General features: G+C 72.4%; 14 protein-coding genes. 7 read left to right on the top strand and 7 right to left on the bottom strand.

The features are described from left to right. The 4 genes from AB0C29_RS13990 to AB0C29_RS13975 all read left to right on the top strand — a co-directional run. Positions 1 to 1,123 (top strand): phosphodiesterase (locus tag AB0C29_RS13990; RefSeq protein WP_360819915.1); only part of this gene is annotated, 1,123 nt, incomplete at its 5' end. A 74-nt stretch (positions 1,124 to 1,197) separates the two neighbouring features. Beyond that, positions 1,198 to 1,749, top strand: coding sequence for a hypothetical protein (locus tag AB0C29_RS13985; RefSeq protein ID WP_360549518.1), 552 nt, complete (start codon positions 1,198 to 1,200; stop codon positions 1,747 to 1,749). Between the two features lie 36 nt (positions 1,750 to 1,785). Next, positions 1,786 to 2,541, top strand: coding sequence for a HipA family kinase (locus tag AB0C29_RS13980; protein WP_360819913.1), 756 nt, complete (start codon positions 1,786 to 1,788; stop codon positions 2,539 to 2,541). Further along, the gene (locus AB0C29_RS13975) at positions 2,538 to 2,915 is read left to right on the top strand and encodes a DUF3037 domain-containing protein (protein ID WP_360819910.1); all 378 of its coding nucleotides are present in this window, start codon (positions 2,538 to 2,540) and stop codon (positions 2,913 to 2,915) included. The genes AB0C29_RS13980 and AB0C29_RS13975 overlap by 4 nt, the downstream gene beginning before the upstream one ends. A gap of 11 nt (positions 2,916 to 2,926) precedes the next feature. Here AB0C29_RS13975 and AB0C29_RS13970 read toward each other — a convergent pair whose 3' ends face one another. Together AB0C29_RS13970 and AB0C29_RS13965 are read right to left on the bottom strand one after the other, a co-directional pair. After that, positions 2,927 to 3,754 (bottom strand): MerR family transcriptional regulator, encoded by an 828-nt coding sequence (locus AB0C29_RS13970; protein ID WP_360819907.1) that lies wholly within the window; start codon positions 3,752 to 3,754, stop codon positions 2,927 to 2,929. Positions 3,755 to 3,788: 34 nt separating this feature from the next. Beyond that, on the bottom strand, positions 3,789 to 4,739 hold the full coding sequence (locus AB0C29_RS13965; RefSeq protein ID WP_360819904.1) for an SDR family NAD(P)-dependent oxidoreductase: 951 nt from the start codon (positions 4,737 to 4,739) through the stop codon (positions 3,789 to 3,791). Positions 4,740 to 4,831: 92 nt separating this feature from the next. Between AB0C29_RS13965 and AB0C29_RS13960 the strand changes: the two genes are divergently transcribed. Both AB0C29_RS13960 and AB0C29_RS13955 read left to right on the top strand, forming a co-directional pair. After that, complete coding sequence (locus tag AB0C29_RS13960) at positions 4,832 to 5,899, top strand: ATP-dependent DNA ligase (RefSeq protein WP_360819901.1); 1,068 nt, start codon at positions 4,832 to 4,834, stop codon at positions 5,897 to 5,899. Between the two features lie 66 nt (positions 5,900 to 5,965). Further along, on the top strand, positions 5,966 to 7,537 hold the full coding sequence (locus tag AB0C29_RS13955; RefSeq protein WP_360819898.1) for an alpha/beta hydrolase: 1,572 nt from the start codon (positions 5,966 to 5,968) through the stop codon (positions 7,535 to 7,537). On the opposite strand, the gene AB0C29_RS13950 is transcribed toward AB0C29_RS13955, so the two are convergent. Continuing rightward, entirely contained in the window at positions 7,488 to 7,943 is a 456-nt protein-coding gene (locus AB0C29_RS13950) for a potassium channel family protein (RefSeq protein WP_360819895.1), read from the bottom strand. The two genes, AB0C29_RS13955 and AB0C29_RS13950, sit on opposite strands and share 50 nt — an antisense overlap. A gap of 65 nt (positions 7,944 to 8,008) precedes the next feature. Between AB0C29_RS13950 and AB0C29_RS13945 the strand changes: the two genes are divergently transcribed. Further along, on the top strand, positions 8,009 to 8,521 hold the full coding sequence (locus AB0C29_RS13945; protein WP_360819893.1) for a GNAT family N-acetyltransferase: 513 nt from the start codon (positions 8,009 to 8,011) through the stop codon (positions 8,519 to 8,521). A 4-nt stretch (positions 8,522 to 8,525) separates the two neighbouring features. On the opposite strand, the gene ligD is transcribed toward AB0C29_RS13945, so the two are convergent. The 4 genes from ligD to AB0C29_RS13925 form a co-directional block, all read right to left on the bottom strand. Continuing rightward, positions 8,526 to 9,551 (bottom strand): non-homologous end-joining DNA ligase, encoded by a 1,026-nt coding sequence (gene ligD / locus AB0C29_RS13940; RefSeq protein ID WP_360549540.1) that lies wholly within the window; start codon positions 9,549 to 9,551, stop codon positions 8,526 to 8,528. A 79-nt stretch (positions 9,552 to 9,630) separates the two neighbouring features. Continuing rightward, positions 9,631 to 10,326 carry a hypothetical protein gene (locus tag AB0C29_RS13935; RefSeq protein ID WP_360819889.1) on the bottom strand — a complete coding sequence of 232 codons (696 nt, stop codon included), beginning with the start codon at positions 10,324 to 10,326 and terminating at the stop codon, positions 9,631 to 9,633. Between the two features lie 23 nt (positions 10,327 to 10,349). Then, the gene (locus AB0C29_RS13930) at positions 10,350 to 12,473 is read right to left on the bottom strand and encodes a 2Fe-2S iron-sulfur cluster-binding protein (protein ID WP_360819886.1); all 2,124 of its coding nucleotides are present in this window, start codon (positions 12,471 to 12,473) and stop codon (positions 10,350 to 10,352) included. Positions 12,474 to 12,485: 12 nt separating this feature from the next. Further along, a complete protein-coding gene (locus AB0C29_RS13925) occupies positions 12,486 to 12,635 on the bottom strand; it encodes an SIP domain-containing protein (RefSeq protein ID WP_360819918.1) in 150 nt (49 codons plus the stop codon). Between the last annotated feature and the right edge of the window lie 13 nt (positions 12,636 to 12,648).

Below are 12,648 nucleotides of genomic sequence, written 5' to 3'. Positions count from 1 at the left end.
CCGGCAGCGGCTGGGGCTGCGCGACGGCTTCGAGGGCAACGCCCAGTCGTACCGGATCGTCACCAGCACCGAGATCCGGGGCCAGGCCACCATCGGGCTGAACCTCACGGCCGCCACCCGCGCGGCCATCCTCAAGTACCCGTGGACCCGCCGGACCCACCCGGCGCCGCATCCCCGATTCATGGACCCGCCGCCGCGCGGTGCGGCGGCGCCACCGGACGACCCGGACGGCGGTTCGCTGAAGTTCGGCGCGTACACGACCGAGGTCGAGGACATGGTGCAGGCCCGGTTGCCGTTCGCCGGGCGGGTCGCCGACTGGCAGCAGACCACCGAGGCCTCGGTGATGGACACGGCCGACGACATCGCGTACGCGATCCACGACCTCGAGGACGTGCACCGGGTCGGGGTGCTGCAGCAGGGCTCGGTGGCGGCGGAGCTGATGGCGTGGCAGCGCTCGTCGTTCCGGGAGGTCCCGGACGAGGACCTGACCGACGCCCAGCGCCGCCCGGGCACCTCGATCGAGGCGCTGCGCCGCCAGCTGCACCGCAAGGACAGCTGGATCAGCGACGACGAGGCGTTCGCCGCGGCGGTGGAGCACGTCCGCGCCGAGCTGGTGGACGGCCTGCTGGCCGAGGCGTTCGACGGCTCGCTGGACGCGGAGGCGCAGGTGGCCGCGTTCTCGGCGAACTGGACCCGGCGCCTGGTCGAGTCGATCGAGGTGACCGACACGCCGGCGGTGCGCTCGGGACACGTCCTGCTGGCTCCGGCCCAGTGGCACGAGGTGCAGGTGCTCAAGTTCGTGCAGAACAGGTTCGTGCTGGCCCGCCCCGACCTGGCGTTGCACCAGCGGGGTCAGGCGCGGCTGCTGGGCTCGCTGGTGGAGGCTCTGCTGGCCTGGCTGGCCGACCCGGACGAGACCGAGCGTCTCCCCCGGCGGATCCGGGACCTGGTGGAGCTGGCCGAGGCGGAGCTGCCGGAGGGCACCCCGGACCGGATCTACCGGGCCCGCGGCCGTGCGGTGATCGACTTCGTGGCCGCCCTGACCGACAGCCAGGCCGTGGCCCTGATGGACGCCCTGTCCGGGCGCTCCCGCCAGCTGTGGACCGATGCCTTTGTCCTCTGAGAGCTGAACGCGTTTCCTGGCGCAAGCGGTGCAACGGTGTAAGCATGTAATCATCGCTTCGCTTGGAGGTTCCCATGCGTTTCCGTCCACCCTCCGGGGCCCGCACCGAGCCACCAGCCGCCGATGACGCTGCCGCCTGGATCACCGGGGCAACGCCCGACGGCTGGTTCACCGAGCCACCCCAGGTCGTCGTCGACCGCGACGAGATCATCATCTGGGGCCGGGTCCCCACGCCCGACCTGGGCGCCGACGCCACCGACGCCGACCGTTCCGCCGCGCAGTCCGGGCGGATCCACCAGTTCCGCGAGGACACCCGCGACGGCCGGATCAAGGTCGCCCTCCAGGTCGAGCACCGCTACCAGCGCAAGGTGAGCTGGGGTGTGCGCTGCGGCGACACCGAGGAGCTGTTCACCCACCTCTCCGCCCCGGTCATGACCCGGCTGCGCCAGCCCGAGCGGCAGGTGCTCGACACCCTGGTCGACGCCGGCGTGGCCCGCAGCCGCTCCGAGGCGCTGGCCTGGTGCGTCAAGCTGGTCGGCGAGCACACCGACGAGTGGCTCACCGAGCTGCGCGACGCCATGACCAAGGTCGAGGACCTGCGCCGCCGCGGCCCGGACGCCGCCTGACCCGAGGCCGGCACGCCGCCCGCTAGGGTGAGCGGCGTGCTGTCCGAGGTCATCGCCACCCGTTACGTCACCCCGCTGCGGGAGGGCGGCTCGCTGCCCGGCATCGTCGAGGCCGACAACCTCGGCACGTACGTGGTCAAGTTCCGCGGCGCCGGCCAGGGCCCCAAAGCGCTGGTCGCCGAGGTCATCTCCGGTGAGCTGGCCCGGCGGCTGGGTCTGCCCGTGCCGGAGCTCGTCGTCACCCAGCTCGATCCGGTCGTCGCGCGGGCCGAGCCCGACGAGGAGGTGCAGGAGCTGATCAAGGCCAGCGCCGGCGCCAACCTGGGGATGGACTACCTGCCGGGGGCGCTGGGCTACGACCCGGTGGCCCACCCGGTCGACGCCGAGCTGGCCTCCCGCACGCTGGCCTTCGACGCGTTCGTGGAGAACGTGGACCGCAGCTGGCGCAACCCCAACCTGCTGATCTGGCACGGCGGGCTCTGGCTCATCGACCACGGCGCGACGCTCTACTTCCACCACAACTGGCCGCGCGCGGCGAACGTGGTGCACCGGGCCTACAAGTGGGACGACCACGTGCTGAAGCCGTACGCGACCGCCCTGGCGACCGTCGGCCCGGAGCTGGCCGCCCAGCTCACGCCCGCGCTGCTGGCCGAGGTCATCAACCTGGTCCCGGACGAGTGGCTGGCCGAGTTCGACTTCGCCTCGGCCGGCGAGGCCCGCCGGGCCTACCTCGACCACCTGGTGGCCCGGGCCGCCGAGCCCGCCGCCTGGCTGCCGGGGGCCGCGGCATGAGAGTCCCCTACGAGTACGCGATCGTCCGCGCGGTCCCCCGGGTCGAGCGCGGCGAGTTCATCAACGTCGGCGTGGTCCTCTACTGCCAGCGCCTGGACTTCCTCGCCGCCCGCACCCACCTGCACGAGCCACGGCTGCTCGCCCTGGATCCTCACGCCGACCTGGACGGCATCCGGGCGTCGCTGCAGTCCTGGGAGATCACCTGTGCCGGGGGCGCGGACGGCGGCGCGGCCCGTGAGATGAAGCAGGGCGAGCGTTTCCGCTGGCTGGTCGCTCCGCGCAGCACGATCCTGCAGGCCGGCCCGGTGCACATGGGCCTGGCCGCGGACCCGTCGGCGGAGCTGGACCGGCTGGTCGAACTGCTCGTTCGGTAGGGCGACGCGGGTCAGGGGCCGACGGGCTGGGCGACGTGCACGAACGGGTCGGTGCCGGCGATCGTGTGCCAGTCGGCCAGGTAGATCTCGCGGACGGGCGCGTTGCGGACCAGACCCTCGGCATCGACGTGCCGGGCCAGGGTGTCGTAGGCCTGCATGATCCGCGGATAGAAGCAGTCGTCGCGGGCGACCGTGGTGTAGAGCTCGGTGTGCGCCGGCTCCAGCCGGATCACCATCGTGCCCGCCGGCTCGGCCGGCCCGGTGAACGGCACACAGACCTCGACCGTGGCCTCGCTGTCCGGGGTCACGAAACCGTGGTAGATCACCCAGTGCTCGGCGGTGGTGGTGGCGCCGGCCAGCTGATCGCGTACGCGCCACTGGAGCTCGTGGATCGTGCCGGCGAGACCCTGCTGGTCGGTGGCCTGCCGGAGGGAAGCGACCTTGGTCTCCGGCACTGCCCGCCGGTGCACCTCGTACGTCATGGCGGGCTGGGTGGCCGCGGCGAGCTGGACGCGCAGCCAGCCGATGCTGCCCCGTTTCGCCGCCGTGGCCTGCTCCTGCGCCGCCCACCAGCGGTCGAGCCGCACCACCGCCTCCTCGTCGGTGCCGGCCAGCACCTCGGCGACGACGGCGAGCGGCATGTCGAGCCGGCGCAGCAGGCTGATCCGGCGGGCCCGGTCGAGCTGGCTGACCGCGTACCGGCGGTAGCCGCTGGCCGGGTCCACCTCGGCCGGGGGCAGCAGGCCGGACAGGTCGTAGAGGCGCAACGCCTTGACGGACAGGCCGGACCGGCGACCGAACTCACCGATCGTCAGGCCCCGCAGCTCCCGCACGGTCATGCGTACGAGTCTGCACCCCGCCCCTGGGGACGACTCAAGCCCCGCGACGCAGCCGGCGCACGCCGGCGGCCACCGTGCTCGAGGCCAGCACCGTCGCCGTGGCAGCGAGCGCCGCGACCGGCAGCCGGCCCCAGCGCGCCGGTCCACCCTCGACCCGGCCGGCGGCCCGGAAGACGTTGCCGGCGTCCGGGGCGACCCGGCGCCGGCTCAGGCCCAGCCGGCCCATCATCGGCCCGACCAGCGCGTCGTACACCGGCGGCATGGCCTTGAAACCCAGTTCGGTGAACCGGTTGGCCGCGCCGACCGACAGCTCCCGGCGGGGGCGGTCGGCGAGCCGCAGGATGCCCGCGCCCATCCGCTCGGCGGAGTCCACCGGCGGCGGCGGACGGCCCACGAAACCGGCGTAGTTGGCCGCACTCGTGTAGATCGGCGTGTCCACGCTGCCCGGCACGAGCTGGCAGACGTTGATGCCCCGCGCGTCGCGGGTCTCCTGCCGCAGGGTCCGGGCCAGCCCGCGCAGACCCCACTTCGAGGTCACGTACGCCGACATGTACGGCGCGGTGATGTGCCCGAGCAGCGAACCGCACAGGATCACCGTCCCGTGGCCCTGGCTCCGGAACACCCGCAGCGCCGCCCGGGCGACGTTCGCGGAACCGAGCAGATCCGTCCGGACCACCTGATCGAAGACCTCCGCGGGCACGTCCTCGAACTTGCCGTACGCCATCACCGCCGCGCTGTCGGCCCACACGTCGATGCGGCCGAAGCGGTCGACGGCGGCGTCCGCGAGCTCCTCCACCTGGGCCCGTACGCTGATGTCGGTCGGCACCACGAGCGGGCTCCCGCCGCAGCTCGCGGCCACCTTCTCCAGATCGGCCAGGCCCCGGGCGGCGAGCACCAGCCGGTCCCCTCGGGCGGCGAAGGCGAGCGCGGCGGCCCGGCCGATCCCGCTGGACGCACCGGTCAGTACCACCACTCGTGAGGTCATGGGCCCACCCATACCCGGCGATCGGCCCGGCGAACTTGCCGGACCGGTGCGTCCGGGCTTCCTTTCCGGGCGCGAACGGGGAGACTGGGCCGATGGACCTGCCGATCAACCCGCCCGTGAAGCCGATGCTGGCCAAGCCCGTCGCGGACATCCCCGCCGGGCAGCTCTACGAGCCCAAATGGGACGGCTTCCGGTCGATCATCTTCCGCGACGGCGACGAGGTGGAGATCGGCAGCCGCAACGAGAAGCCGATGACCCGCTACTTCCCCGAGGTGGTCGAGGCGGTGCTGGCCAACTTTCCGGCCCGGGCGGTGATCGACGGCGAGATCATCGTGGCCGACACCGAGCGCAACACCCTCGACTTCGAGGCCCTCCAGCAGCGCATCCACCCCGCGGCGAGCCGGGTCAAGCTGCTCTCCGAGCAGACCCCGGCCGGCTTCGTGGCCTTCGACCTGCTGGCGCTGGGCGACGAGGACCTGACCACGCTGCCCTTCGCCGAGCGGCGGGCCCGGCTGGAGCAGTGCCTGGCCGAGGCGAAACCCCCGGTGTACGTGACCCCGGCGACCGACGACCTGGAGACCGCGCGGCGGTGGTTCGGCGAGTTCGAGGGCGCCGGGCTCGACGGGCTGATCGCCAAGGGCAAGGACCTGGGCTACGAGCCGGACAAGCGGGTCATGACCAAGATCAAGCACAAGCGTACGGCGGACTGTGTCGTGGCCGGTTACCGCGTGCACAAGTCCGGCGAGAACCGGATCGGCTCGCTGCTGCTCGGCCTCTACGACGAGCGCGACGTGCTGGTCTCGGTCGGGGTCATCGGCTCGTTCCCGATGGCCGTCCGCGAGGAGCTCTTCATCGAGATGCAGCACCTGGTCACCACCTTCGAGGGGCACCCGTGGAACTGGGCCGCCCACGAGCAGGGCGAGCGCACCCCGCGCAAGAACGAGGTCAGCCGCTGGAACAACGGCAAGGACCTGTCCTTCGTGCCGCTGCGTCCCGAACGGGTGGTCGAGGTCCGCTACGACTACATGGAGGGTCTGCGCTTCCGGCACACCGCCCAGTTCGAGCGCTGGCGCCCGGACCGCGAGCCGCACACGTGCACCTACGAGCAGCTGGAGCGGCCGGTGCGGTTCCAGCTCGCCGATGTGCTGACGAGCCGCTGAGTCAGGTTGTCAGACTTCTCGGCTAGCCTCGTGCGAGCAAGAGCCGATCGAGAAAGGCCGCGCACTGTGCCGCGTACCCCCCGCCTGGTCCTGGCCGCACTGGTCGCCGCGGTCATCGCGACCGCCGGTTGCACGCTGCCGGTCTTCGCCCCCGACGACCCCGACGGCGCCGCACCGGTGACCACCGGCAGCCAGGCGCCGCCCGCGGTGCCCGGCACCCAGGCGCAGTGGACCCCCTGCCCGGACGTGCCGGAGAAGCTGGTCGGCCGGGCCGCTTCCGGCATGACCTACGACTGCGCCAAGGTGGCCGTGCCGCGCAACTGGGCGGCCCCGCAGTCCGGCGAGACCTACGACGTCGCGATGATCCGGATCCGCTCGGCCACCCAGCACGACCGGATCGGCTCGTTGCTGGTCAACCCCGGTGGCCCCGGCGGCTCGGGCATCGACTACTCGGTCTACGTCTCCTTCGGCCAGGCGCTGGGCGGGCTGCCCACCGAGGTGACCGACCGGTTCGACATCGTCGGTTTCGACCCGCGCGGCGTCGGGCGCTCCGACCCGATCAAGTGCATCAGCAACAAGGACCAGGACGCCACCTTCGCGGCGGCGCCGGATCCCGAGACCGAGGCCGAGTTCCAGGAGGTCGTCGCGCTCAACAAGCGCGTGGCCGAGGGCTGCGGCCAGAAGTACGGCCCCCAGCTGCCGTTCTTCTCCACCGAGCAGGCCGCCCGCGACATGGACGCGATCCGCGCGGCTGTCGGCGACCAGAAGACGACCTACCTGGGCCTCTCCTACGGCACCCTGCTCGGCGCCACGTACGCCCAGCTCTTCCCGGACAAGGTCCGGGCGCTGGTGCTCGACGGCGCGATCAACCCGAAGCAGGACTTCATCGCCGGCTCCGAGTCGCAGGCCAAGGGCTTCGAGCGGGCGTTCACCAACTTCACCACCTGGTGCAAGGCCAACGCGGCCAAGTGCCCGATCGCCCCGGACGCCCGCGGCGCGGTCACCGACGCCCTGGCCAAGGCCGAGGCGTCCCCGGTCGAGGGCCCCGACGGCCGCGAGGCCACTCCCGGCTGGATCTTCGTGGCGGTGATCTCGTCGCTCTACACGGAGTCCGGCTGGCAGCAGCTCGCCAAGGCGGTCGACGGGCTGCAGACCGGCGACGCGAGCGACATCTTCGACCTCGCCGACCAGTACGCCGACCGCAAGCCGGACGGCAGCTACTCCAACCTGTTCGACGCCAACCTCGCGGTGAACTGCGCGGACACCGCCGGCGCCCCCACGGTGGAGAAGATCCGCCAGCTGCAGGGCGAGTGGCGCAAGAAGTACCCGCTGTTCGGTGCGGCGCTGGCCATGGGCATGCTGCCGTGCACCTTCTGGCCGGGCGCCCGGGACCCGTACCCGGCCGGTGCGGCCACCGGTGCGCCGCCGATCGTGGTCGTCGGCACCACCGGTGACCCCGCCACGCCGTACGAGAACACCGCCGAGCTGGCCAAGATGCTCGGCACCGGGCAGGTCCTCACCTGGGAGGGCGAGGGACACACGGCGTATCCCAGCACCAAGTGCATCGTCGACGCGGTCGACGGCTACCTCATCGGTCTGGAGCTGCCGAAGGAGGGGCTGCGTTGCCCTCCACGGTGATCCCCTCGCGGGCGGCCAGCTCGGCCAGCAGCTGACGCACCTCCCGCAGGTTGTTCTTCAGCTCCTCCTGCTCGTCGTGCTGGAACGCGTCGTGGTCGACGATGAGCTTGCTGGCGAACTGGGCCGTGATCAGCGGGACGACGATCAGCACCATGAGCGAGATGAGCAGGCCGGCCATCACGCGGCCCACGCCCGTCTTGGGCGAGATGTCGCCGTAGCCGACCGTCGAGGCGGTGACCACGGCCCACCACAGGGCGTCGCCGTAGGTCACCTTCTCGACGAAGTGGTAGATCACGCTGCACATCGCGATGAGCAGCGAATAGGACAGGATCAGCGTGGGCGGCGAGTTGGCGAGCCAGACCAGCCCGCGGTAGATCCCCCGCACCGGGACCAACAGCAGTCGCATGCGGTCATCGTGCCCGCCCGGGGCCAGTCGGCGGCTCAGCCCGTCGGGCGTGTCAGGATGGCCGCGTGGCCCACGTGATCTTCCGCAGCGCGACCCGAGCCGATGTCCCGGCGATCCTCGAGCTGCTCACCGACGACGAAATCGCCCGGTCCCGCGAGGCCGACGCTGCGCCGCCGCCGGCCGGCGGGGCCGGTGCCGAGGCCACCGGTGGGCTCACTCCCGAGGCGGTGGACGCGGCCGCCTGGGCGGCGTTCGAGGCTATCGACGCGGACCCACGCAACGAGCTGATCGTGGCCGACGAGGACGGCACGGTGGTCGGCACCTGCCAGCTCACCTTCATCCCGTCGCTGAGCCGGCGCGGCGCCGAGCGGATGACCATCGAGGCGGTCCGGGTGCGCGGTGACCTGCGCGGCCGCGGCATCGGCCGGGCGATGATGGTCTGGTCGCTGGAGCGGGCCCGGGAACGCGGCTGCGGCCTGGCCCAGCTCACCACGGACAAGCGCCGCACGGACGCCCACCGCTTCTACGCGTCGCTGGGCTTCGAGGCCTCACACCTGGGTTTCAAGCTCGCGCTCTAGCCGATCACCAGTTCGCCTCGTTCTTGCGGCTGGGCTGCACCCGCGGCGGCTCGCCGGGCATCTTCGGGTGGTCCGGCGGGTACGGCAGGTCGCCGAGCCCGGCCTGCTCGTCCCGCGCCGACCACTCCAGCAGCGGCGCGATGTCGTGCGCGACGTCGTCGATCCCGGCGTGCGGGTCACCGATCTTGGCGAACCGCTCGGGCACGGTCCGCAGGTCGAAGTCGTCCGGCTCGACGTCGGGCAGCTCGGCCCAGGTCACCGGCGCGGAGACGGTGGCCCGGCCGTTGGCGCGCAGCGAGTACGCACACGCGATCGTCCGGTCCCGGGCCGTCTGGTTGTAGTCCAGGAAGACCCGCTCGCCGCGCTCCTCCTTCCACCACGCCGTGGTGATCCGCTCCGGGCTGCGGCGTTCCACCTCGCGGGCCAGCGCGATCGCCGCCCGGCGCACGTCCACGAAGGAGTGGGTGGGGGCGATCCGCACGTACACGTGCACGCCGCGCCCGCCGGAGGTCTTCGGGTAGCCGGTCCAGCCCAGCTCGTCCAGGACCTCGTGCACCACCCCGGCGGTGGTGATCACGTCGCGGAAGTCGGTGCCCGGCTGCGGGTCGAGGTCGATGCGCAGCTCGTCCGGCTGGTCCGGGGACGCGGCCCGCACCGGCCAGGGGTGGAAGACGATGGTGCCCATCTGCGCGGCCCAGGCGACGTGCGCGAGGTCGGCGGGGCAGAGCTCGTCGGCGGTACGCCCGCTCGGGAAGGTGATCGTGGCGCTCTCGACCCAGGCCGGCACGCCCCGGGTGGAGATCCGCTTCTGGAAGAACATCTCCCCCTCGATGCCGTCGGGGAAGCGTTGCAGCGTCGTCGGGCGGTGGTCGAGCGCGCGCATGATGCCGTCGCCGACCGCCAGGTAGTACTCGAAGACGTCCCGCTTGGTGTAGCCCCGCTGCGGGAAGACGACCTTGTCGGGGCTGCTCAGCCGGACCGGCCGGCCGGCGACCTCGACCTCGACGGCGGGTGACTTCGACGATGCCATGCCAAGACCTTAAGCCCGCGACGGCGAAGGCCGCCCCCGGATGTTCCCGGGGACGGCCTTACGAGGCAGTTGCCGTTGCTCAGGCGCTGCGACGACGCCGGCTGTAGTACACGGCGGCCGCGCCGCCCGCGACCCCGGAGAGGGTACGGCTCACCCAGCCGCCCAGGAACCACGCGAGAAGCGCACCCAGCACCGCGCCGACCCACCCGGCCGCCACCGCCCCGGACGAACTGCCGCGGCGCAGCGTCAGCTGGACACCACCGTCGGAGTCGTACGCCGGGAACCCGGTCAGCAGCGAGTTGTCGTACCCGAGCACCAGGCCGGAGCGGTCCGCCCAGAACGTCGCCCCGCTGCCCTGACCGCCGTCGATGTAGTTCTCGGGGCCGGTGAGCGTGAAGTCGTGCACTTCCCACCCGGCGGCGACGAGCCGGTCCCGGGCCGCGGCGCTGTAGCCGCCGACGTCGCGGGTGGCGTCGTTGTGGCGCACCCAGTAGGTCGCGTAGCCGTACTCGATGCCTTCCCCGTCCGGCTGCGAGACGACAGGATCAGGGTCGCCGCCACCCCACACCTTGAACCCGGGCAGCACGGTCCCGGTGATCTGCGCCGCGGCTGCACCGCTGGGCAGTTCGGGAGCCAGCTCCAGGCCCACGCGATGGCCCGCGGCGCCGCCGTACCACGCCCCGACCAGAGCCACCAGGGCGACAAGGATGATCGCGGGCCCGCGGCGCGGGAGACCAGGGAGGACGCTACGGACGCGTCCTTTCGGGGAAGCCATGGTCGACACGGTACGGAGGACCGTCAAGCGATGTCGACGGTCACCTTCGACAGGGGGCAGGCGGTGCAGGCCAGCACGAAGCCGTCCGCCCGCTGCCCCGGCGTCAGGCAGTTCGGCTCGTTCTGGCTCACCTCGCCGCTGCGCAGCCGCACCATGCAGTCGCCGCAGTTACCCACCGTGCACGAGTACGGCATCGTCAGCCCCGCAGCCAGCCCCGCGTCGAGCAGCGTCTGCCCCGGCTCGACCACCACCGTCCCCACCGGCCGCCCGTCCTGCTCGACGATCAGCTCCTGCGGCACGGTCGTCGCGTTCCCGGGGTCAGCCCCGCTGGTGTAGCGCTCCTGATGCACCTGCGCGTCCGGCACCCCCAGCCCAGCCAGCACCCCCTGGACGACATCCATCAACGGCTCCGGCCCGCACACGTAGTAGTGAGCCGCCGCAACCGGGGCCACACCGGCGACCCACCGCCGCACGCCCTCGGCGTCGAGCCGGCCGTCCCGGCGGGTCAGCACGTGGGTGACCGACAGCCGGCCGGGCTGGTCCTTCGCCAGCCGGGCCAGTTCGTCGGCGAAGATCACCTCGTCCGCGTCGCGGCTGCTGTAGAGCAGCGCGATCCGGTCGTCGGCCGCGTCAGCCGCGAGCCGCGTACGGATCATGCTCATCATCGGTGTCACACCGCTGCCCGCCGCGACGAGGACGAGCTGGTCGGGAGCTTGCGGCCCGGTATGGAAGGACCCGGAGGGGCCGAGCACGGCGAGCCGGTCCCCGGCGCGGAGGCCGCCGTGCACGTGGGTGGAGAACCGCCCCAGCTCGACCCGCTTGACGGTGACCTCCAGCCGGGACGATCCCGGCGCCGAGGAGGCGGAGTACGCCCGCCGCACCGGCCGGCCGTTGAGGTCGGCGACCAGTGTGAAGAACTGCCCGGGCCGGAAGTCGAACGCGTTGCGGCGCTCGCCCGCGTCCTCCAGGACGAGAGTGACCGCGGTCGGCGTCTCGCGCCGTACCTCCGTGATCCGCACCTGCCGCAGCGGATCGCCCACCTCGGCCCGACGCCGGCGGCGGCCGCCCGGGACGGGCGCGATCTCCCCGTAGCCCTCCTTGCGCAGGCCGAAGCGGTAGGCGCGGTTCATCACCAGCCGCAGCAACCGCGTCATCCCGGGGATCACCCCGACAACCTTCATCAGGTACGTGGTCGAGCGACCGTCAGCGTTGGCGGCGAGGTGCTCCCCCGCCAGCGCCATCAGGTCCGGCACCGTGCCGCGGTCGAGGTGCGCGCCGGGCGACCACAGCCGGGACCGGGCCACGGCGTCGTTGCCTGTCACCTCGGCGTGCTCGACGTCGATGAGCAGCGCCGCGTGCGGGGGTGTGCCGCGCAACGCCATCGTCACCAGCAGCGCCGGGACGCCGGTGATCGCGCCGCGCCCGCGGACGTGCAGGACACCGCTGCGGCCCGGGACCAGCGCGGCGAACGAGAGCCGGTCGTCCTGGAGCAGGTTGTGCAGCGTGTCGGCGCGTTTGTTGCCGCGGCGGTCCGGAATGACGAGGGTGCGGTCGTCCAGAATCCGCGCCACCGCCTGCTGATCGCCGCGCGGGCTCGTGTCGCTGCCGCCGGAGGAGTCCCACGTGGACAGCGCGAGAAACGGCGCACCGGCCAGGAAATCGGCGACGCCGGGCCGGCTCAGGGGCCCGTCCCCCGCGATCTCCGCGGCCGGCTGCGGCTGGGCGGGTGGCTGCCAGAGACCGGACCGGAGTACGGCCTGAGCACAGTGCACGTACGCCTCCTGGATCTCGACCGTCGTCTCGGAGCCCTGGCGTGCGGTGACCGTGCCGTTGACCCGCAGGAGCTCGCCGACGCCCGGAAGGAGGAAGAACAACGAGACCGGACCGTACGGGTCACCGGGCTCGGGGAGGGAGAACGAGATCCGCGTGGGTGAGTGGACACGCGTGAATCCCGGCGCGCCGCCGATGAAGGTCGTCCGGCTGGTGCCGTCGGTGGTGCGGTAGCCGAACGCCGCGATCGGGCACCGGGCCAGGACGGTCCGGCAGCCCGCGTCGAGGGCGCTGATCTGCTTGAGCATGATCATCGGGGGCGGACGGCCGATGGCTGTCTCGATCTCGTCCGCCGTGGTCAGGACATGGTGCCGCACAAGGGATTCCTCTCAGCCGGGGGCGGACCGGCCGAGGCGCCAGTAGCCGATGAAGGAGATGTCCCGCTTGGGCACTCCGCGGTCGTTGACCAGGTGTCGCCGTACCGTGGTGGCCAGCCGGGACTCGCCCGCGACCCAGGTGTAGAAGGGGCTGGGCGGCAGGTGCGCGTCGCGT

Origin of the sequence: Actinoplanes sp. NPDC048791, assembly GCF_040650095.1 — a bacterium.
GTDB lineage: Bacteria > Actinomycetota > Actinomycetes > Mycobacteriales > Micromonosporaceae > Actinoplanes.
This window is presented reverse-complemented; position numbering and strand designations above follow the sequence as displayed.